Source organism: Streptomyces griseomycini (assembly GCF_014203535.1).
Lineage (GTDB): Bacteria > Actinomycetota > Actinomycetes > Streptomycetales > Streptomycetaceae > Streptomyces > Streptomyces griseomycini.
In genome coordinates this window covers 1-20,073 of record NZ_JACHJI010000003.1, presented here as the reverse complement: position 1 = coordinate 20,073, position 20,073 = coordinate 1, and the positions used below count along the sequence as shown (strand labels likewise).

The 20,073-nt window shown below is 74.1% G+C and carries 15 protein-coding genes, 2 tRNA genes and 1 riboswitch; of the genes, 8 read left to right on the top strand and 9 right to left on the bottom strand.

The features are described 5' to 3' along the window. The first annotated feature begins 48 nt into the window (after positions 1-48). Positions 49-121, top strand: a tRNA-Lys gene (locus FHS37_RS08945). A gap of 34 nt (positions 122-155) precedes the next feature. On the opposite strand, the gene FHS37_RS40985 is transcribed toward FHS37_RS08945, so the two are convergent. From FHS37_RS40985 to FHS37_RS08930, 3 genes are all read right to left on the bottom strand, one after another. Then, a complete protein-coding gene (locus FHS37_RS40985; RefSeq protein ID WP_375372298.1) occupies positions 156-419 on the bottom strand; it encodes a hypothetical protein in 264 nt (87 codons plus the stop codon). 135 nt (positions 420-554) lie between these two features. Beyond that, a complete protein-coding gene (locus FHS37_RS08935) occupies positions 555-998 on the bottom strand; it encodes a hypothetical protein (protein ID WP_184818894.1) in 444 nt (147 codons plus the stop codon). A 222-nt stretch (positions 999-1,220) separates the two neighbouring features. After that, on the bottom strand, positions 1,221-1,511 hold the full coding sequence (locus tag FHS37_RS08930; RefSeq protein WP_184818892.1) for a DUF3040 domain-containing protein: 291 nt from the start codon (positions 1,509-1,511) through the stop codon (positions 1,221-1,223). Positions 1,512-1,913: 402 nt separating this feature from the next. Between FHS37_RS08930 and FHS37_RS08925 the strand changes: the two genes are divergently transcribed. The 3 genes from FHS37_RS08925 (at position 1,914) to FHS37_RS08915 (ending at position 4,692) form a co-directional block, all read left to right on the top strand. Continuing rightward, positions 1,914-3,047, top strand: coding sequence for a dihydrofolate reductase family protein (locus FHS37_RS08925; protein WP_184818890.1), 1,134 nt, complete (start codon positions 1,914-1,916; stop codon positions 3,045-3,047). 64 nt (positions 3,048-3,111) lie between these two features. Then, positions 3,112-3,185 (top strand) — tRNA-Met (locus FHS37_RS08920). A 305-nt stretch (positions 3,186-3,490) separates the two neighbouring features. Beyond that, a riboswitch (cyclic di-AMP (ydaO/yuaA leader) is annotated at positions 3,491-3,648 on the top strand. A gap of 12 nt (positions 3,649-3,660) precedes the next feature. Next, the gene (locus FHS37_RS08915; protein WP_184818888.1) at positions 3,661-4,692 is read left to right on the top strand and encodes a M23 family metallopeptidase; all 1,032 of its coding nucleotides are present in this window, start codon (positions 3,661-3,663) and stop codon (positions 4,690-4,692) included. 103 nt (positions 4,693-4,795) lie between these two features. Here FHS37_RS08915 and FHS37_RS08910 read toward each other — a convergent pair whose 3' ends face one another. Genes FHS37_RS08910 through FHS37_RS08895 form a run of 4 tightly spaced genes read right to left on the bottom strand, consistent with a single transcriptional unit; the run spans position 4,796 to position 9,894 of the window. Further along, on the bottom strand, positions 4,796-6,217 hold the full coding sequence (locus FHS37_RS08910; RefSeq protein WP_184818886.1) for a PrsW family intramembrane metalloprotease: 1,422 nt from the start codon (positions 6,215-6,217) through the stop codon (positions 4,796-4,798). Between the two features lie 52 nt (positions 6,218-6,269). Further along, entirely contained in the window at positions 6,270-7,145 is an 876-nt protein-coding gene (gene trmB / locus FHS37_RS08905; protein WP_184818884.1) for a tRNA (guanosine(46)-N7)-methyltransferase TrmB, read from the bottom strand. Positions 7,146-7,191: 46 nt separating this feature from the next. After that, positions 7,192-8,433 (bottom strand): L-2-hydroxyglutarate dehydrogenase, encoded by a 1,242-nt coding sequence (lhgD, locus tag FHS37_RS08900; protein WP_229890160.1) that lies wholly within the window; start codon positions 8,431-8,433, stop codon positions 7,192-7,194. Positions 8,434-8,466: 33 nt separating this feature from the next. Beyond that, the gene (locus FHS37_RS08895; protein WP_184818882.1) at positions 8,467-9,894 is read right to left on the bottom strand and encodes an NsdA family TPR-like regulatory protein; all 1,428 of its coding nucleotides are present in this window, start codon (positions 9,892-9,894) and stop codon (positions 8,467-8,469) included. A 724-nt stretch (positions 9,895-10,618) separates the two neighbouring features. Here FHS37_RS08895 and FHS37_RS08890 point away from each other — a divergent pair. Then, positions 10,619-12,745 carry an asparagine synthase-related protein gene (locus FHS37_RS08890; RefSeq protein ID WP_184818880.1) on the top strand — a complete coding sequence of 709 codons (2,127 nt, stop codon included), beginning with the start codon at positions 10,619-10,621 and terminating at the stop codon, positions 12,743-12,745. A 577-nt stretch (positions 12,746-13,322) separates the two neighbouring features. Here FHS37_RS08890 and FHS37_RS08885 read toward each other — a convergent pair. Beyond that, entirely contained in the window at positions 13,323-14,081 is a 759-nt protein-coding gene (locus tag FHS37_RS08885) for a TetR/AcrR family transcriptional regulator (protein WP_184818878.1), read from the bottom strand. A 375-nt stretch (positions 14,082-14,456) separates the two neighbouring features. On the opposite strand from FHS37_RS08885, the gene FHS37_RS08880 reads away from it, so the two are divergent. Both FHS37_RS08880 and FHS37_RS08875 read left to right on the top strand, forming a co-directional pair. Next, positions 14,457-15,836: an NAD(P)/FAD-dependent oxidoreductase gene (locus FHS37_RS08880; RefSeq protein ID WP_184818876.1), complete on the top strand. Its 1,380-nt coding sequence runs from the start codon at positions 14,457-14,459 to the stop codon at positions 15,834-15,836. A gap of 172 nt (positions 15,837-16,008) precedes the next feature. Further along, the gene (locus tag FHS37_RS08875) at positions 16,009-17,694 is read left to right on the top strand and encodes an ATP-binding SpoIIE family protein phosphatase (RefSeq protein ID WP_184818874.1); all 1,686 of its coding nucleotides are present in this window, start codon (positions 16,009-16,011) and stop codon (positions 17,692-17,694) included. An 18-nt stretch (positions 17,695-17,712) separates the two neighbouring features. Here the strand turns inward: FHS37_RS08875 and FHS37_RS08870 are convergent, their stop codons facing one another. Continuing rightward, a complete protein-coding gene (locus FHS37_RS08870) occupies positions 17,713-18,984 on the bottom strand; it encodes an MFS transporter (protein ID WP_184819955.1) in 1,272 nt (423 codons plus the stop codon). A gap of 122 nt (positions 18,985-19,106) precedes the next feature. Between FHS37_RS08870 and FHS37_RS08865 the strand changes: the two genes are divergently transcribed. Next, on the top strand, positions 19,107-19,655 hold the full coding sequence (locus FHS37_RS08865; protein ID WP_184818872.1) for a MarR family winged helix-turn-helix transcriptional regulator: 549 nt from the start codon (positions 19,107-19,109) through the stop codon (positions 19,653-19,655). Positions 19,656-20,073 lie beyond the last annotated feature (418 nt).

The window sequence follows — 20,073 nt, the reverse complement described above, 5'->3', positions numbered from 1 at the left end:
CGGAGACCCGGCCACGTCCGGCTATGCTCGGGTAGGCGACATCGCCAGGGGCCCTTAGCTCAATTGGCAGAGCAGTGGACTTTTAATCCATTGGTTGTGGGTTCGAGTCCCACAGGGCCTACGGACAGCGGGCGGGCTTCGTGCCCTCCGACCCGCTACGCGGCGCCCGGGCCGACTTCGGTCGGCCCGGGCGCCGACCCGTTCCGGGCGCGGGTGCGGCCGTGCCGCCCCGGGGAGCTCCGGCGGGTGGCGAGGAGGGCGATGTCGTCCTCGCGGACGCCCCGGACGGGGTGGTCCAGGACGGTGTCGAGCAGGTGGTCCAGGGGCTCGGCCGTGGGAAGGTCCAGCTCGGTGAGTCCCCGTACCGCGTCGTCGACGTCGGTGTCCCGCTGTTCGACCGGTCCGTCGGCGTACCGCAGCAGGACGGCACCCGGCGCGAAAGCGAACGTCGTCGTCCCGTGGTCGCCGTGTCGGGCGGGGTGGCGTGACGCATCTCCGCGAGCGGGGGGAATCGCCCGGTCGACGGCTCGGCGGCGGAGGACACGCCGCTCCGGTCAGGAGGCGTGCGGCCACTCGTCCGGCTCCGCGAGCGGCGTGCGGGCGGCCGGGGTGAGGCGGTGGTGGGCCGCGCGGGCGTGGGCCAGGCGGGAGACGGCCGTGCCGACGAGGGCGGCGGTGAGCAGGCAGGCGAGCCAGAAGGTGTCGCGGGGGCCGGCCCAGGAGAGGGTGCCCGCGGGCGGGACGGCGAAGCCGTTGAGGAACAGCCAGCACAGCACGGCCGTGCCCGGGGCCGCGGCGAACCGGGCGCACACGCCGAGGGCGGCGGCCAGCAGGGACAGGGCGATCAGGGCGGGGCCGGGGCGGCCGGTGCCCACGATCGCGTTGAGCAGCGCCACCAGCGCCGGCGCGCCGGCGAAGGCGCCGGCCCACACCAGCGGCGTGGCGACGGGCCGGGGGACCGGCTTCGGTCCGGTGCCGAGGGTCACCCACTCGATCATGCTGACGCTTCCCTTCCGGTCTCCCCGCCGCAGACCGGCGGGAAGGCGGTCGGATGTCCCGGCATGCGAGGCGTGGGCCGAGCGTATGGTCCCATTTTCCGCTCCGCGTGGCTTCGGGAGCCGGTTCCCGGGGTGCCGGCCAGGGGGGCGGCAGGTGACGGGCGACCGGCGGTCGGCGGCCGGGGAGCGGTGACGGGGTGCTGCGGGCGCGGTGACGGGGGTTCAGCGCGGGGGACGGCGGCGGGGGCCGCGCGTCCGCCGCCGGTCCGGGTCGAGCAGCTGGACGGCGATTCCGCTCAGGACCAGTCCCGCCGCGATGAGCAGTCCGTCGGCGACGACCACCCCCGCGATCAGCATGGTGACCCCGATCCCCAGTACCCACCAGGCGCGCGAGCGCCGGTACTCGCGGGGGCGGGCGGGACGTCCGGCGGACAGCGAGCGGGCGAAACGGCGGTCCTCCCGCTCGAGTCGGGCCGCGAGGTCGACGAGACGCTCGTCGTCGGACTGGGGCACGGCTCCTCCTTCCCGGCCGGTGGCAGCACGCCGGTGTCGTTCCTGTGGCACGAGGGTGTGAGAGGCGCATCGCCGGACTGCCGAACTCGGCTCGGTACGAAGGGAGTTTGCCCGTATTCCGATGTCGGCACCCGACCGGTCCGAATGCCCCAGCATCGTCCGTCGCCGCTGTCCTCGGCCATCGGTCCCGACACCCATCCAGGGCGGGGTCCGGGCCGTACGCGGACCGCCGCGGCGCCCGGTGCGGCGGCCGGAGACGGGGACCGCACCGGATGGCGCACGGCTCGCCCCGGCCCACGCGGACGCCCACCGCCGCCGAGCACGCCGGGCCTGTTGTCAGACTTGAGCCGACCGCACACCGCGCGTCCCGCCCCACCGTCCCGCCCCGCTTGGAGTACGCCGATGCCCCACCCGTACGTCCTGCTGTCCGCCGCAGTCTCCCTGGACGGTTACCTGGACGACACCGGCCCCGAGCGGCTGCTGCTGTCCGGCCCGGCCGACTTCGACCGGGTCGACGAGGTGCGGGCATCGGCGGACGCGATCCTGGTCGGCGCCGGCACGATCCGTGCCGACAACCCGCGCCTGCTGGTCAACTCGCCCGAGCGGCGGGCCGGCCGCGTCGCCCGGGGCAGGCCCGAGTATCCGCTCAAGGTCACCGTCAGCGGCTCCGGCGACCTGGACCCGGCGGCGCGGTTCTGGCACACCGGCGGCGAGAAGGTCCTCTACACGACCGACGAGGGCGCCGAGCGGGCCCGTGCCCACGGTCTCGCGGCCGACGTCGTCCCGCTCGGCCCCGAGCTCGACTGGCGGCGGCTCCTGGAGCACCTGCACGCCGTGCGCGGGGTCCGGCGGCTCATGGTCGAGGGCGGCGGCCGGATCCACACCCAGCTCCTCACCCAGGGCCTCGCCGACGAGCTCCAGCTGGTCCTCGCCCCGCTCTTCGTCGGCGACCCGGACGCCCCCCGCCTCTTCGGCCCCGGCACCTACCAGGGCGGCCGGCTGCGGCTGCTCGAGACCCGCGCCGTCGGCGACGTCGTCCTGATGCGCTACGAGCCCACCGCGCCCGGCACCGGTGCGCTGCCCTCCGCCGCCGACCACCACTGGCTGGCCCTCGCCTGCGACCTCGCGGCCCTGTGCCCGCCGTCCGGGACGGCGTTCAGCGTGGGCGCGGTGGTGGTCGCGGCCGACGGCACGGAGCTGGCGCGGGGCCACTCCCGGGAGGCCGGGGATCCGGTGGTGCACGCGGAGGAGGCGGCGCTCGCCAAGGTCGACCCCACGGACCCCCGGCTCACGACCGCCACCGTGTACTCCAGCCTGGAGCCCTGCGCCCGGCGCGCGTCCCGGCCGGCGCCCTGTGCCCGGCTGATCCTGGACGCGGGGGTGCGGAGGGTGGTCACGGCCTGGCGCGAGCCGGACACCTTCGTGCCGGGCGCCGACGGCAGCGGGGTGCTGGCCGGCGGGGGCGCCACCGTCGTCGTCCTGCCGGAGCACGAGGGGCGGGCCCAGGCGCCGAACGGCCACCTGATCGGCCGCTGAGGAGGGGCGGCGGGAAGGGGTGTGCTGCGGGCCCCGCGCATGGCGTACACTGGTGTCATACCGACGCGGGGTGGAGCAGCTCGGTAGCTCGCTGGGCTCATAACCCAGAGGTCGCAGGTTCAAATCCTGTCCCCGCTACTGAAGGCCGAGGGCCGGAACCCGAAAGGGTTCCGGCCCTCGGTGCTTTTCCCCTCACGCGCCTCTTCACGCACCCCTTCACCGAACGTGACCGGTCCGCCTCTCTGCGCATAACAACTGACACAACGTCAGGAAACGGTGCGTGCCTGAGGACGGGTCAACTCGCCCGGTTTCGACCGCTCCTGGCGGTTAAGTCCATGCGGAAATCGTGAATGATCAAGCGGAACGGCTTGGAATCCGGCCCTCGCGTCTATTAACGTTCGATAACGCAGCGCGGTCGTCCCAGCCGTCACAGAAGTCGGCTCCGTGCGCACGCGCCGAATCCCGCAAGGGAACCGGGGAACCACCACCATGGGGTGAATCGCGTGGATGCAGCCGTGGAAGCACGGCTCGTATACGCGCGTAGGAGACCTTCCTGCTCCGAACCCGTCAGCTAACCCGGTAGGCGGTGAAGGAAGGAAAGGAGTACGCCCACGTGGCGTCCAACCGGCCTGCCCCCGAAGCCCCCTTCATGCCGAGCCAGCGCGACGGCGACACCTTCGTCTACGGCGGTGCCCGCGGCGACGAGGGCCCCTTCGAGGAGTGGAACCCCACCGCGGAGTCCGTCCGCCCGGTGCGCGGCCGGCACCGCGTCGCCAAGCAGCGCGGCGGAGGGCTCGCCCGCAGCTCCACGGTCCTGGGCGTCGGCGTCATCGCCGCGGTGGGCGCGGGCGGCATGGCCAGCGCCCAGACCGGCAAGCCGCCGGTCTCGATCTCCATGCCCGACCTCCCCAACGTGGGCTCCCTCATCTCCGACGAGGAGGAGCCCGCCGGTTCCGCCACCCCGCTCAGCGGCATCGGCGTGACCACCGCCGACGCCGAGCAGGGCACCGCCGGCGCCGGTGAGGCGCTGCGCGCCCGGATCATGGCGCAGGTCGAGCAGCAGCAGGGCCAGGCCGAGAGCAAGGCCGCGGCGGAGGCCGCCGCCGCTGCCGAGAAGGCGGCCGCCGAGGCCGCCGCCAAGGCGGAGAAGGAGGCCAAGGCCAAGGCCGAGGCCGCGAAGAAGAAGGCGGAGGAGGAGGCCAGGAAGAAGGCCGAGGCCGAGCGCCTCGCCGAGCTGGCCAAGCAGTACGCGCTGCCGACCTCCTCGTACACCCTCAGCTCGACCTTCGGCCAGGCCGGCGCCTACTGGTCCTCCGGCTACCACACCGGCCTCGACTTCGCCGCGCCCACGGGCACGCTGATCAAGGCGGTCCACACCGGCACGATCACGTTCGCCGGGTGGGACGGCTCCTACGGCTACAAGACCGTGCTGACCCTCGAGGACGGCACCGAGATCTGGTACGCCCACCAGTCCTCCGTCAGCGTCAGCGTCGGCCAGAAGGTCAACACCGGCGACGTGATCGGCCGCGTCGGCTCCACCGGCAACTCCACCGGGGCCCACCTCCACCTGGAGGTCCACCCCGACGGCTCCTCCTCCGGCGTCGACCCGCTGGCGTGGCTGCGCGACAAGGGCCTCACCCCCTGAGACCCGCCGCCCTCTGAACCCCGGCAGTCCCGACGGCGCCCCCCCCGACGTCAGGGCTGCCGGTCAGGTGTTCCCGGGGCCGGCCTCCCCGGCGCCGCGGGCGTCACCGCGCGCCCCCACCGGGATACGGGTACGGAGAGGACGGATACGGCTGCGGACCGTAGGCCGGGTAGGGCCCGCCGTACCCCTGCCCATAACCGTGCCCCTGCCCGTACCCGTAGCCGTGCCCCTGCCCGTACCCGTAGCCGTGCCCCTGCCCGTAGCCGTGCACCGGCCAGGGCGCCGCGGCCACCGGCAGCGGGGGCGCGGTGGCGCGGGCCGCGTGCTCCAGGGCCGGCCGCGCCGCGGCCCGCCGGCACCACAGCTCCTCCAGCAGTTCCCGTTCCCGCACCACGAAGTCCGCGCCCGCACGCCCCGCACGCCCCCGGTGCCGCAGGAACGCCAGCGAGGTCGCGTACGCCTCGTACTGCGCCACCGCCCGCGCCACCTCCTTCCCCCCGTGCCGGCGGGCGTACCGCCGGGCGACGCGCCGGGCGCGCATCGAGCCCAGGGCGAACGGCTCCACCGGCGTCAGCCAGCCGGCCACGGCGTACGCCGGCAGCTCCGCCCGCACCGTCCGCAGCTCGCGCTGCCGCGTCCACACCACCAGCCAGGTCAGCACGCCGAAGGCAGGCACCATGAACGCCAGGTACACGACGAGGAACCCGTAGTCGCCCAGCGCCGTGGAGCCGTTCCACAGCGCGTGCATGCCCATCGCGAGCAGCAGCCCGGCGAGCGGCAGCAGCACCCGCCGGACCCGCTGCCGCTGCGCGGAGAGCGCGGAGATCCCGAACCCGATGCCGGTGAGCACGGTGAACAGCGGGTGCGCGAACGGCGACATGACGATGCGGACGAAGAAGGTCGCCGCGGTGACCGAGGCGACGCCGCTGTCACCGGTCAGCTGGTCGGTGCCGAAGGCGGTGCCGAGGTAGAGGATGTTCTCCGTGAACGCGAAGCCGGTGGCGGTGACCCCGGCTATCACCACGCCGTCGAGGATCCCGGTGAAGTCGCGTCTGCGGAAGAGGAAGACCAGCAGCACGGCGACGGCCTTCGCGGTCTCCTCCACGACGGGCGCTATGACGGTCGCGCCGAGCGTGTCCGCGCTCGACGGGTCGGCCGTGGCCGTCGCTATCCACTGCGTGGCGAAACTGTTGGCCACGATCGCCATGAGCGCCGCCGCGCAGGCGCCCCAGGCGAAGGAGAACAGCAGGTTCCGCCAGGGCCCCGGCTCCACCCGGTCCAGCCACCGGAAGGCGGCCACGAGCAGCGGCACGGGGAGCACCGCGAGCCCCAGCCCGACCAGGAACCCCTCCGTGCCGGTCTCCTCGCGCACCAGCGCGAGGATGACCAGCCCCGACAGCGCGAGCAGGGAGGCCGGTGCTCCGTAGCGCACCCAGGGCCGCCGCCACCAGTGCGCGTGCCGGAGCGCAGCACCGGGCTCCGGGGGCCCGCCGGGACACGTCGGGCAGGGAGGGCTGCTGGCCACGGAAGGGACCCTAACGAGACGGGGGCGCTGCCCACAGGAGCGCGAAGTGGACTCAGGCGCCGGTGGAGGGCTGATCGGAGGGGAGTGTTCCGGTTCGGTCGTCGTGCTGTACGCGGCGGAAGAGCAGGTCGTTCACGACATGGCCCTTGTCCAGTCCCTGGCCCTCGAAACGGGTCAGCGGCCGGAACTCGGGACGCGGCGCGAAACCGCCGTCGGCCCGGGTGTTCTCGAAGTCGGGGTGGGCGGTCAGCACCTCGAGCATCTGCTCGGCGTACGGCTCCCAGTCGGTGGCGCAGTGCAGCACCGCGCCCGGCCTCAGCCGGGTCGCGGCCAGGGAGAGGAACGCGGGCTGGATCAGCCGCCGCTTGTGGTGCCGCTTCTTGGGCCACGGGTCCGGGAAGTAGACGCGCAGCCCGTCGAGACAGTCGGGGGCGAGCATCTCGCGCAGCAGGATGATCGCGTCGCCGTTGCCGACGCGGACGTTGGTCAGGCCCTGCTGGTCGGCGAGGTTGAGGAGGTTGCCCTGGCCGGGGGTGTGGACGTCGACGGCGAGGATGTTGGTGGCCGGGTCCGCGGCGGCCATCTGCGCGGTGGCCTCGCCCATGCCGAAGCCGATCTCCAGGACCACCGGGTTGTCGTTGCCGAAGAACTCCGTGAGGTCGAGCCGGCGCCGGCCGTCGATGTCGAAGCCCCACTCGGGCCACAGCCGCTGCAGCGCGTCCGCCTGCCCGGCGGTCACCCGGCTGCGGCGCGGCTGGAAACTCCGGATGCGGCGCTCGAAGTGCGACCCGGCGGGGTCGGCCTTCGGCCCGTCCGGGAACCGCGGCTCCCCCTTGGCCCGGGTACGGCGGATCGACGCACCGGGCGCGTGCGCGGGGTGCGGGGCGGCGGAGTGCGGGGCTTCGGGGGTGTTCACGGAGTCAGACACAGTGCTGTCGATTTTACGGGCGCACGGCGGGCGGCCGCCGTGCGCTTCACCGCCCCTGCTCCGCCAGCTCCGCCAGCGCCCGCCGCGCGACCTCCCGCCCGATCGGCAGGGAAGCCGTCGCCGCAGGTGAGGGGGCGTTGAGCACGTGGACCGCCCGTGGGGCCCCCTGGATCAGGAAGTCGTCGACCAGGGTGCCGTCCCGCAGCACCGCCTGGGCGCGCACCCCGGCCGGTGCCGGAACCAGGTCCTCCTCCCGCACCGCGGGCAGGAGCCGGCGCACCGCCCGGGTGAAGGCGGCCTTGGACAGGGAGCGGTGCAGTTCTCCGGCGCCGTACCGCCAGTGGCGGCGGGCCAGCTGCCAGGAGCCCGGCCAGGCCAGGGTCGCCGCCAGCTCGCGCGGACGCACCGTGCGCCGGTCGTAGCCCTCGCGCGCCAGGGCCGGCACCGCGTTGGGGCCGACGTGGACGCCGCCGTCGACGCCGCGCGTGAGGTGGACGCCGAGGAAGGGGAACGCCGGGTCGGGCACCGGGTAGACCAGGCCCCGGACCAGTTCCGGCCGGGCCAGCTCGTAGTACTCGCCCCGGAACGGCACGATCCGCACGTCCGGCTCGTCGCCCGTGAGGCGGGCGATCTCGTCGCAGTGCAGCCCGGCGCAGTTCACCAGCACCCGGCCGCGCACGACGTCACCGGTGGCGGTGCGGACGGCGACTCCGCGGTCGGGCCGGCGGTCGACGCGGGTGACCCGCGCCGCACAGCGGATCTCCGCGCCCGATGCCTCGGCCAGGTGCCGGGCCACGGCGGTGAAGTCGCAGACGCCGGTGGTGCCCACGTGGACGGCCGCCAGGCCCTCGGCCTCCGGCTCGTGCTCCGCGATCTGCGCGGCGCCCAGTTCGCGGACCGCGAGGCCGTTCTCCCGGCCGCGCTGGGCCAGGGCGTGCAGGCGCGGCAGCTCGTCGCGGGTCGTGGCGACGATCAGCTTGCCCGTCACGGCGTGCGGGACGTCGTACTCCGCGCAGAACTTGACCATCTCGGCGGCGCCGCGCACCGCGTACCGGGCCTTGAGCGAGCCGGGGCGGTAGTAGACGCCGCTGTGGATGACGCCGCTGTTGCGGCCCGTCTGGTGCCGGGCGGGGCCGGGTTCCTTCTCCAGCACGGTGACCCGCGTGCCCGGCGCCGCGCGGGTGATCGCGTACGCCGTCGACAGCCCGACGATCCCGCCACCGATCACCAGCACGTCGCAGTCGTACGCCCGCCGCACCTGCACCACCTCCCGGCTCCGATAGTGCACTGCGCCACTGACAACGGCTTCAAACCCGCGGTGTCACCCGGCCGGGGCCATCAGGAGCGGCCGGGCGCGCTCGCGCAGCTCGACCACGCGGGGCTCGTCGCCGTAGGGCTCCAGACGGTGCAGGAGGTCCCTGACGTACTCGGTGGTGCGGGCCGACGAGATGCGGCCGGCCACCTCCACCGCGCGCACGCCCTGTTCGCAGGCGGCGTCCAGGTTGCCCGACTCCAGTTCGGCGACCGCCGAGACGACCAGCCGCAGGCCGTGCGAGCGCACGAACTCCTCCGTCGGCTTCGACAGCGCCTGCTCGGTGAAGCGGCGGACCTGGCGGGGTGCCTTGAGGTCGCGGTAGCACTCGGCGGCGTCGGCGGCGAACCGGTCGTAGCCGTAGAAGCCGAGCCAGGACGGGTCGCTGTCGCCGGGGCGGGAACGTTCCAGCCAGCCCTCCGCCGCCTTCAGGGCGGCGCCGGCGGCCTGGGCGTCTCCCGCGCGTGCGTGCGCGCGTGCCTCGACGAGGCGGAAGAAGCTCATGGTGCGGGCGGTGGCCAGGCCCCGGTTGCGCTCCAGTGCGGCCTGGGCGAGGTCCACGCCCTCGTCGCCGAAGCCGCGGTAGGTCGCCTGGAGGGACATGGACGCCAGGACGTAGCCCCCCAGCGGCACGTCCGCCGCGGCGCGGGCCAGGCGCAGGGCCTGGATGTAGTAGCGCTGGGCGGCCTCCTGCTGGCCGGTGTCGAAGGCCATCCAGCCCGCGAGGCGGGTGAGTTCGGCGGCGGCGCCGAAGAGCGAGCGGCCGACGTCGTCGGAGTAGGAGCCGAGCAGCAGCGGGGCCGCCTCGACCCGCAGGCATTCGGGGACCATCGACGAACGCCAGTCCCCGCCGCCGTACTTGGAGTCCCAGCGGCGGGCGTCCTCGGCGGCCTCCCGCAGTTTCCGCACGTCGCTGTGGCCGACTTTGATCGGTGCACCGGGGCCCTCGGACGGGTTCACCTCGCGCGCCACCGAGCTGTCGGCCGGGGTTATCAGCCATCGCGAGGCGGGCGTCGCGTACGCGCTGACGGCGAAGGAACCGGCCAGCGACTGCCAGATGCCGCCGGATCCCGCTCTGCGGCCGGCGAGGTCCAGCCGGTACAGCTCCGTCGCGGACTTCACGGCCTGTCCGACGTCCCGGGGGAAGGCGAGGCCCACTTCGGGCGCGGGGTCCGCGTCGGCCAGTCCGATCTCGTGGAGCGGCACCGGGCGGCCCAGCTTCTGGCCGATGGCGGCGGCGATCAGGTGCGGAGCCGCGCCCTGCGGCACCATCCCCTTCGACACCCAGCGCGCCACCGACGTCTTGTCGTAGCGAAGCGTCAGTCCCCGTTGCGCGCCGAGGTCGTTGACGCGTCGCGCGAGGCCCGCGTTGGAGATTCCCGCGAGGGCGAGAACGGCGCCGAGCTTTTCGTTCGGCCCGCGTTGCTCCCTGGACATGAGCCACCCCTCGACACAGACGGCCGCCGCGCTGGCATAACCACGCGGCATTCGTAAACCCAGCGTAGTTCGCCGCATCCCAAGCGTTAAGGGGCATTCTTCCGGATGGCGGGATTGTGGTCCGTACTGAAGTGCGGGTCCGATACGCGCAGTTGCGGCGTGCTCCCGGTGTGTGGCCGTGCGCCCGTGCGTGCGCTCTTCTCCGGCCACCGCGGGAGCGATTCCATGGTCCGCGTGGGTCGGCCCGCTGTACTGGATCCAGCGGGCTGGGGGACACCGCCGCCTTCATCCCCGCGGGCGGCGGAACGGTCCGGGAGGCGTGCCCCGCCTCCCGGACCGCGCGACCGCACGGCGGTGCGCAGAGCCTGTACGGAGCGTGTTCGGGGCGGCGCCCGGTGCACCGATTTGGCTGAAACCCGACCTCCTCCTTCCCGGGTTTTCACCGCATCTACCAAGGTAGTTGGGGGCGCGTTGGAGGTTCTGGGGGCGCGCTGCGGGGGCGCATTCGCGTCGTAACGGTGTGGGTGATCGCACGGCGACGCTCGACGGCGCCCGGCGATCTCTTCGTGGCGGTTCGGGCGCCCGTCCCGGGGTGGTGTATCCGCCGGGGCGCATTCGACGGAGCACACACGGCTCCGGCACGCCTCGTGAGCGCCTCCTTCATGGCAGCATGGGGAACCGGTTCGTACCGTGCACTGGTTGTCCACAGCCCGTGGAGGCGTCGATGCGGTGGTTGGTGGGATGGAGCAGCACCGCCGCGGGAGCCGTGGGGTTCGGCTCCGCCGGCGCCACCGGGACCGACGGCGAGACCCTGCAGCCCGTGGGCTCCCAGCCGTTGTGGGGTGACCCCGACCCGCTGTGGGCGGTCGGCGACTGGCGCCCCGACGAGGTCCGCGTGGTCACGGCCGACGACCGCACCAGGATCGCCGTCCTCGGCACCTGCGGCGCCTCCGACGAGCAGCTGCGCGTCGCGCTGTTCGCCGCGCGCGGCGGAGCACTGCGCCACCTCACCGCCTGGCCGGGCAGCTACACCGCCGTCGTCCAGGTGGGCCGCCGCATCACCGTCTGCGGCGACCTCGCGGGCGCCCGGCCGGTGTTCTACACCCCCTGGGAGGGCGGCACGGCGTACGCGACCGCCGCGCTGCCGCTCGCCGACCTCGTCGAGGCCAACCTCGACTTCGGGCACCTCGCCGCGCTGCTCGCCGCGCCGGACGTACCGGCCGCGCTGCACGACTCGACCCCGTACGACGGCGTGAAGCGCATCCCCCCGGGACACGCGCTGATCCTGCGCGCGGGGGCGCGCGAGGTCGCCGGGTACGAGCCCGTCGCCTCGCTCGCGGTCGCGGCGCCCCCCGCCGACCCCGGCCGGGCGGTGGACGCGGTGCGGGACGCGCTGGTCGAGGCCGTGCGGACACGGCTGGCCGCGCCCCGGCACGTTCCGGGCGCGGACATCGACCCCGGGCCCGTCCCGGGGATGGGACCCGCCGAGCGGCGCGCGGCGCGCGGGATGCCGGTGCCGGGGATCGGGGCCGACCTGTCCGGGGGACCGGCGTCCGGGACGCTGGCGCTGCTGGCGGCGGGGCTGCCCGGGAGACCGGGGACCGTGCTGGGACACGGCACGGGGGCGGGGGAGCGGCTGCTGGCCGTCACCTTCAACGACCTCGTGACGGCGGGCGGCGCGGGCGGGGGCAGGGCCGACGACGAGCTGGAGCGGGCCGGGGTGCTGGCGGCGAACCCCCGGCTGCACCACGTGGTGGTCACGGGCGGGGAGGAGACCCTCCCCTACGTCGATCTGGACGGTCCGCTGACCGACGAGCCGGGGCCCTCGCTGGTGTCGGTCGCGCGGCACCGGGCCCGGCTGGCGGCGGGCAGTGCGGACCACTTCACGGGGTACGGGGCGCGGCAGGTGCTGGACGCGCATCCGGCGCGCCTCGCCGACCTGCTGATGGACCGCAAGCGGCGGCACCTCGTGCGGCCGGTCGCCGCGCTGGCCAAGGCGGACGGTTCCGTGATGGTTCCCGCGCGCGTGTACGCGGCGGCCCGTCGGCTGGCGCGCACGCCGTACCGGACGGGGCTGGAGAGCCTCGCGGAGCGGCTGCTGCGCCGGCGGCTGGACGATGACGGCCTCGGGGGTGCGGGGGACGCCTCGCTGGCCGCGCTGACCTGGGGCAGACCCGGGCCTGCGGCACGGTGGCTGACCGGTGAGGCGCTGGCTGAAGTATCGGTTCGCCTGCAGGCGTCGACGCGGCGGTCCGAGGTGGGGCCGGGGCAGCGGCCCGGTGACTTCCGGGCGCGGGCGGCGCTGGCCCGGCACGCGGCGGACCTGCGGGTGCTGGAGCAGGCCGCCGAGATCCGGTTCCAGCGGCTGCACGCGCCGTTCCTCGACAACCAGGTCGTGCGGGCGTGCCGGGCGCTGCCGGAGGCGCTGCGGGTGCAGCCGGGGGCGCGGGCGTCGATCCTGCGGTCGGTGCTGGAGGGGGCGGGCGTGCGGGAGCTGCCGGCCGGGTGGGGGGCGCCGACGCCCCGGGCCACCGCGGCGGCCGCGGCGCGGACGGGGCTGAGGGTGGCGGCGGACGGGCTGATGGCCTTGTTCGACACGCCGCTGCTGGCGGAGGCGGGACTGGTCGAGGCACGGGTGGTGCGGAAGGCGCTGCGGCGAGCGGCGGAAGGGGAACCGCTGCCGCTGGACGGACTGGCGGAGCTGGTCGCGCTGGAACTGTGGCTGCGACGCTTGCTGGCGCGCAGGGGAACGTGCTGGACGGGAACGCCGGCCCGGCAGCGGGCGGTGCCGGGAGGGATCGCGCCGCAGCGGGGGGCGTTGGGAGCGGGTGCGGGCGGACGGCGGGCGTAGGCGGGCTGAGCGGACGCCCGCGGCGGGCCAGCGGGGTTCGGGGGCGGCTCCGGTGGGGGTGCGTGAAGCCTGTGGTGCGTCGTGGGCCGGTGCCGCGTCGGGGGTGTCCGTCCCCGGTCCGGCGCGGGATCGGTGACTCGGTGGAGGTGCCGGTGCCGACGCGAAGGCCGCTGCGGGCGGACACCCCCGCCCCGTCCCCTTCCCGCCGTGCGCGGGCGCCGACCGCCCACCGCCGCCTTCGCGTGCCGCCCCACCGCGGGCTGCCGTTCCACCGGGGGCATTCGTGCCGCCCGGGGCGACCGGCCCGCGCCCACCGCCGCCGTCGGGTGCCGGATGGCGCGCGGCTGTCGCTCAACCGCGGGCTGCCGTTCCGCCGGGGGCATTCGTGCCGCCCGGAGCGGCACGGGTGGGCGCGGCGGCAACCCGTCGGCGCCGGGCTGCGCGACCCGCCCCCGGCCCGCACCAACGCCGGGTACCGGGGGAACGCCGGGTCACGCACCGCCCCGGGCAACCGGCCGACGCCGGGTCGCCCACCTCGCCGCACCTGTGCCACCGCACCGGCCCAGGCGGAACCGGCCTACGCCGGCCGCGAGCGCAGCCCCTCCAGCAGGATGTCCAGCAGGCGGGCCGAAGCCGCCGCCTGCTGGGCCGCGTCCGGCAGGGAGGGCGCGGCCGTGGCGATCACCAGGAGGACGTCCGACACCGACACGTCGGGACGGAGTTCACCCGCGGCACGGGCCCGCTCCACCAGCTGGCCCACCACGTCGAGGAGCTGCGCCGCGCCGGCGTCGTCCTCGGGCGCGGCGGCCGCCGGCTCCTCGGAGACCAGCCGCAGCTCACCCGCGGCCGGCTGGGCCCGCTGCTGCGGCACGCGCGCGTGGTCCGGCAGACCGTGCTCCTCCGCCACGCCCACCCGCAGCACCTGCGGCGGCAGCAGCCGCCCGGCGCCGGAGGCGACCGACGTGCGCAGGAAGCGGGACAGCGCCGACCACGGCTCGTCCTCCTGGCCGAGCGCCGCGCGCGCCTGGTCGGTCAGCCGGGAGGTCTCCTCCTCGGCGATCCGCCGGACCAGGACGTCCTTGCTCGGGAAGCGCCGGTACACCGTGCCCACGCCGACCCGTGCCCGGCGTGCCACGTCCTCCATCGGCGCGCCGTAGCCCAGCTCGCCGAAGACCTCGCGCGCGGCACGCAGCACGTGCTCCAGATTGCGCTGGGCGTCCACGCGCAGCGGTGTCGTGCGCGCGCCGCCCGTGCGTCCGTCGCCCGCGGGCGCGCTCATCGCGGCGCCGGTCGCGACAGTGGACGCGGAAGACCAATGAGAGTCCTGAACATGCATGTGTGTTCCCCCGGTAATGACGTCTCCCCCCGGAGACTTCTCCCCGTCATCGATGGCCGGAGCGTGCGGGACGAACCCGGCTGCCGAACCCGCTCGTCGCGGATTCGATGAGCGCATCCCCCTGCACCCCGTCGACACGAACATAGTTGAGAGGGGGTCAATTCAGAAGAGGTACGTTCCGCACGGAGCGCCCCCCGATCGGAGTACGGGTCGCATACGTCCCTTATGCGACCGCGGACGGTGCCCGGCCCGTCCTCTCTGACCTGCCCGGATCCGGTCCACGGGCGGCGGATCGGCCGACCCCGGGCGCCCGGAACTCCGGTCACACAATGCGTCGGGGCTGTGGACAAACGCAAGCGGCGGGTGCGTCATGGGATGGTGAAGGAACGTGCGCGCATTCTCGTTGTCGGCGGCGGCTACGTCGGGATGTACACGGCCCTGCGCCTGCAGCGGAAGCTCAAACGCGAACTCGGACGGGGCGAGGCCGAGATCACGGTCGTCACCCCGGATCCGTACATGACGTACCAGCCCTTCCTCCCCGAAGCGGCCGCCGGTGCCATTTCCCCTCGGCACGTCGTCGTACCGCTGCGCCGTGTCCTCGGCCGGTGCCACGTCGTCATCGGCGAGGCCACCGCCGTCGACCACGCGAAGCGCACGGCGACCATCACGACCCTCGCCACCGAGGAGGAGGGCACCGGGGGGCGGCGGCTCGCGTACGACGAGCTGGTGCTCGCGCCCGGTTCCGTGTCGCGCACGCTGCCGGTCCCCGGCCTCGCCGACCACGGCATCGGCTTCAAGACCGTCGAGGAGGCCATCGGGCTGCGCAACCACGTCCTCGAGCAGATGGACATCGCCTCCTCCACCCGCGACCCGGCCCTCCGCGACGCCGCCCTCACCTTCGTCTTCGTCGGCGGCGGGTACGCCGGCGTCGAGGCGCTCGGCGAGCTGGAGGACATGGCCCGCTACGCCACGCGGTACTACCACAACCTCCGGCCCGAGGACATGAAGTGGATCCTCGTCGAGGCCTCGGACCGCATCCTGCCCGAGGTCGGCGAGGAGATGGGCCGCTACACGGTCACCGAACTGCGCCGCCGCAACATCGACGTACGCCTCGAGACCCGTCTGGAGTCCTGCGCGGACCGGCTCGCCGTGCTCAGCGACGGCTCCCGCTTCCCCACCCGCACGGTCGTGTGGACGGCGGGCGTCAAACCGCATCCCGTCCTCGCCGCCACCGACCTGCCGCTGAACGGGCGCGGGCGGCTGAAGTGCACCGCCGAACTGGCGGTCGAGGGCGCCCCGCACGCGTGGGCGGCGGGAGACGCCGCCGCCGTCCCCGACGTCACCGCGGACGAGCCCGGCCGGGAGTGCGCGCCCAACGCCCAGCACGCCCTGCGCCAGGCCAGGGTCCTCGGCGACAACATCGCGCACTCCCTGCGCGGCGAACCCCTCGAGACGTACGCCCACAAGTACGCCGGGTCCGTCGCCTCCCTGGGCCTGCACAAGGGCGTCGCCCAGGTCTACGGGCGCAAGCTCAAGGGTTACCCCGCGTGGTTCATGCACCGCACCTACCACCTCAGCCGGGTCCCCACCTTCAACCGCAAGGCGCGCGTGGCCGCCGAATGGACCCTCGCCGGGCTCTTCAAACGGGAGATCGTCTCCCTGGGATCACTCGAACACCCGCGGGCGGAGTTCGAACTGGCGGCCGGGGGAAAGCCTCCTCAAGACCCCCCGCACGACCCGAAGGGGTCGTCCTGACCGGACCCAGGAACTCCGTCCGCCTGCCCGACGTCTGACGGATGTCGGCCCGGTCGGCACCCTGCCAGACTGGTCCACCACCGCGGGCGGGCCGCAGCCCGTCCCGGTGCGGCCCCGGGACCCCGGCCGGTCCCGGTTCCCGGCCGCCGACAACTACACGAGGCAAGGATTCGTGAACTTCACGCGCTGGAGCGCCCGGCTCCCCGGAACGCAGCGCCGCGCCGCAGCGCGGACCGAGCACGCGGTCTCCCCGGACCGGCGGGGAGAGAGCTCCGTACCCGCGGCCCGTGCCGAGCAGCTCACCGACGACACGCGGTCCGTGCCGGTCGTCGACGAGCTGAGGGTGCGCGAGGTCCTGGACCACGTCCCCTCCCTCGTCGCCCTGGTCCACGGCCCCGACCACCGCATCGCCTACGTCAACGACGCCTACACGGCGGCCTTCGGCGACCGCCCGACCGGCGCCCCCGCGCGCGAAGCCCTCCCGGAGCTCGACGCACTCGGCCTGCTGCCCCTCCTCGACCAGGTCCTGCGCAGCGGCAAGCCCCGCACGGTCAAGTCCCGCAAGGCCCCCGACGGCCGCTCCTACACCTTCACCTGCACCCCGGTCACCGAAGGGGAGGACGGCGGCCGCGGCGTGCTCGTCTTCGCCACCGACGTCACCGACCACGCCGAGGCCGCCGCACGCCTGCGCGCCAGCGAACGCCGCCAGCGCGAGACCGCCGTCACCCTCCAGCGCTCCCTCCTCCCCCAGGAGCTCGAGGAACCCGACGACCTGCGCATCGCCGCCACCTACCACCCCGGCGGCACCGAGGCGGCCGTCGGTGGCGACTGGTACGACGTGATCACCCTCGGCGGCGGCCGCACCGCCCTGGTCATCGGCGACGTCATGGGCCGGGGCGTGCGGGCCGCCGCGGTCATGGGCCAGCTCCGCACGGCCGTCCGCGCCTACGCCCGGCTCGACCTCCCCCCGCACGAGGTCCTCCAGCTCCTCGACGGCCTGGCCACGGAGATCGACGCCAACCAGATCGCCACCTGCGCGTACGCCGTCCACGATCCCAACGAGGGCCACCTGGTGTACGCCTCCGCCGGCCACCTGCCCATCCTGGTCCGCGACGAGAACGGCACCGTCCGGCGCGCCGACGAGCCGACCGGCCCCCCGCTCGGCACCGGCGGCTGGATGCACTCCTCCGGTTCGATCCCCCTCGGCCCCGGCTCCACCGCCGTCCTCTACACGGACGGCCTGGTCGAGCGCCGCAACGAGGACCTGGACGAGGGCATCGCCGCCCTGGAGCGCGCCCTGGCCGGAGCCACCGGCACCCCCCAGGTCGTCTGCGACCGCCTGGTCCGCTCGGCCGGAGTGACCCCGGACCACGACGACGACGTCGCCGTGCTGGTCCTCCAGCACCCCGCCCGCAGGGGCCCGGAGAGCGAACTGTTCCGCAACGCCGCCCTGGAACTCCTCGGCGGCGTCGAAGCGGCCCCACGCGCGCGTGCCTTCGCCTCCGGCGTGCTGACCAGCTGGCGCTTCCCTCCCGACCTGCACGACCTGGGCGTCCTGGCCGCGAGCGAGCTGGTCGCCAACTCCCTCCAGCACGGCACACCCCCCATGCGGCTGCGGCTGCGCCGCACCGACCGGCGACTGACCATCGAGGTCACCGACGGGGACGACCACCTGCCGAGGCGCCGCCGCGCGGAGCCCGGCGACGAGTCAGGCCGGGGCATCGCGATCGTCGCGACGATCGCCTCCCACTGGGGCAGCAGACGCACCGAGGACGGCGGCAAGGCGGTCTGGTGCGAGTTCGCGCTGCCGAAGGACCCCGGTGCCCGGAAGCCGAAGACCCCCCACGGCTCACCGTGAGGGGTCCCGGCGCGTACGTCAGACGTGCGCCGGTGCCTGGCCCGCCGTGCCCCCCTGCGCCACCACGCGGCTCCGCACCGCCGCCGGATGGTCCTGCACGTCGGTGAGCTGCCGTCCCAGCCGGACCGCCAGCACGCTGATCCCCAGCGAGACCAGCAGGAAGGTCACGACGTACGGACCGTGCAGCGAGGCGCCCATCGGCCCGCCCACCGCCGGACCGACGGCCAGCGCGAGCTGCTTCACCAGGGCGAACGCCGAGTTGTACTGCCCGGCCATGCCGGTCGGCGCGAGATCGGCGACCAGCGGCGCGAGCGTCGGCGACAGCATCGCCTCCCCGAGCCCGAACAGCGCGTACGTGGAGACGAAGGCGGCGGTCGCCATCGCCTGGCTGCCGTTCCCGAGCCCCGCGTACGCGGCGATGGCCCACGCCACGGCCCAGATCAGCCCCACGGACGCGATCACGCGCGTGCGCCTGCGCCGCTCGACGAGCCGCAGCACCGCGAACTGCGCGACCACGATCACCAGGGTGTTCGCCGCCAGTGCCGTCCCCAGCGTGGACGTCGAGATCCCGGCGGCCTCGACCCCGTACGCGCTCAGCCCCGACTCGAACTGCCCGTAGCAGGCGAAGAACAGCACGAAGCCCAGCACGCACAGCTGCACCATGGCCCGGTTGCCCAGCAGCTCCTTCCAGCTGCCCCTGGCCGACTGCGCCGGAGCGCCCTCGACGTGCGGCGCACGCGGCATCCGCACCGTCGCCATCACCACGACGAGCAGCAGGAACATCGCCGCCTCGATCGAGAACAGCAGAGTGAAGGACGCGGCTTCCGTGGTGTCCACGAGGTGCCCGCCGATCAGACCGCCGACGCCGAGCCCGAGGTTCTGCAGGAAGAACTGCATGGCGAACGCCCGCGACCGGGTTCCGGCGGTGGAGCAGTCGACGATCATCGTCGCGAGCGCCGGCTGCATCACGGCCTGCCCGGCGCCGAGCGTCGCCGCCGACAGCAGTACGGTCGCGGCAGTACTCGCCAGTCCCAGGCTCAGCGCGCCGATCGCGGCCGTGACCAGGGCGGCGAGCAGGACCGGCAGCGGGCCGCGCCGGACGATCGCCCGCCCGGCGAACGGCAGCACGATCAGCGCGGCCACAGCGAAGACGGCGAGCACGAGACCCGCCGTCACGGCCCCCAGCCCCCGCACCTGCGCCACGTAGACGTACAGGTACGGGACCGTGAAGCCGAGCCCGAAAGCGCTGAGTGCGTTGCCCACGTGGATCCGGCGCATCGCAGCGCCCATCGCCCTGGTCACGTTCACCTCTCTCAGTAGTTAGGAGTGAAGACTTAGAAGCTAAAGTTCGATGCTAAAGAGTACATAGCGAAGGACTTCAAGGCAAAGAAGGGGCATGCCATACTGCGGCCATGGGTGACACCCCCGGCCTCAGCGAGCCGACACTCGAAGAGCAGATCGCCGCTTACCAGCGCGAGTTCCAGGACCTCGACCCCCAGGTCGAGAAGATCGTCAACGCGCTGTCCCGCCTGAACCGCCGGATGAACGTCGCCTACGGACGCCAGACGGCCGACCTCGGCATCACCAACGCCGACTGGGAGGTCCTCAAGGCCCTCGTCCTCTCCGGCGCCCCCTACCGCATGGGCCCCAGCGACCTGGCCAAGCGCCTCGGCCTGACCCCGGCCGCCATGACCCACCGGATCGACCGCATGGTCACCGAGGGCCTGGTCACCCGGGAGAGGGACGAGACCAACCGCGTTCGGGTGATCGTGGAGCTGACCCCGGCCGGCCGCGAGAAGTGGCTGGAGGCCATGCGCATGGCCACCGTCTTCGAGGCGGACCTCCTCCAGGACCTCTCCCCGGAGGAGCGGGTGGCCCTGGGCGAGGTGCTCACCCGTCTCCTGCGCAGGGTGGAGCACGCCCAGCCGGACGCCGGCGGGCGCCTCTCCGACCTGGACTGACGGCGGGGACCCGACCGGCCGTAAAGATCTTGACAGGGGGCGCTTGACACCCCCCTGCCCGATCCGTAAGGTTCTTCGGGTTGCCGCGGAGCCGTAACGGTTCTGCGACAGCACCTCCGCCGCGGTAGCGGCACTCAAACCACCAGCACGATCTCCCGGACGGGTCGATTTCGGCATGCCGAAATTCCATTCGCACGGGACGCGGCGGCTCGAACGGATCCGAGTGGCTCCGATTTGAGAAGCGCCGAACGGATCGCTAAGGTTTGAAACGTCGGAACGGCCCAACGGCCGGGAAGGCAGCCCCCTCTGACGGGGAGTCAGGCCCGAAAGGATCTGATAGAGTCGGAAGCGCCGGAAAGGGAAACGCGGAAGCGGGAACCTGGAAAGCACCGAGGAAATCGGGTCGGAAAGATCTGAT

Coding starts and splice junctions, on each gene's coding strand:
- FHS37_RS08935 (WP_184818894.1), bottom strand. CDS start 998: ATGATCGAGTGGGTGACCCTCGGCACCGGACCGAAGCCGGTCCCCCGG.
- FHS37_RS08925 (WP_184818890.1), top strand. CDS start 1,914: ATGCCCCACCCGTACGTCCTGCTGTCCGCCGCAGTCTCCCTGGACGGT.
- FHS37_RS08895 (WP_184818882.1), bottom strand. CDS start 9,894: ATGTCCAGGGAGCAACGCGGGCCGAACGAAAAGCTCGGCGCCGTTCTC.
- FHS37_RS08890 (WP_184818880.1), top strand. CDS start 10,619: ATGCGGTGGTTGGTGGGATGGAGCAGCACCGCCGCGGGAGCCGTGGGG.
- FHS37_RS08885 (WP_184818878.1), bottom strand. CDS start 14,081: ATGCATGTTCAGGACTCTCATTGGTCTTCCGCGTCCACTGTCGCGACC.
- FHS37_RS08880 (WP_184818876.1), top strand. CDS start 14,457: ATGGTGAAGGAACGTGCGCGCATTCTCGTTGTCGGCGGCGGCTACGTC.
- FHS37_RS08870 (WP_184819955.1), bottom strand. CDS start 18,984: ATGGGCGCTGCGATGCGCCGGATCCACGTGGGCAACGCACTCAGCGCT.
- FHS37_RS08865 (WP_184818872.1), top strand. CDS start 19,107: ATGGGTGACACCCCCGGCCTCAGCGAGCCGACACTCGAAGAGCAGATC.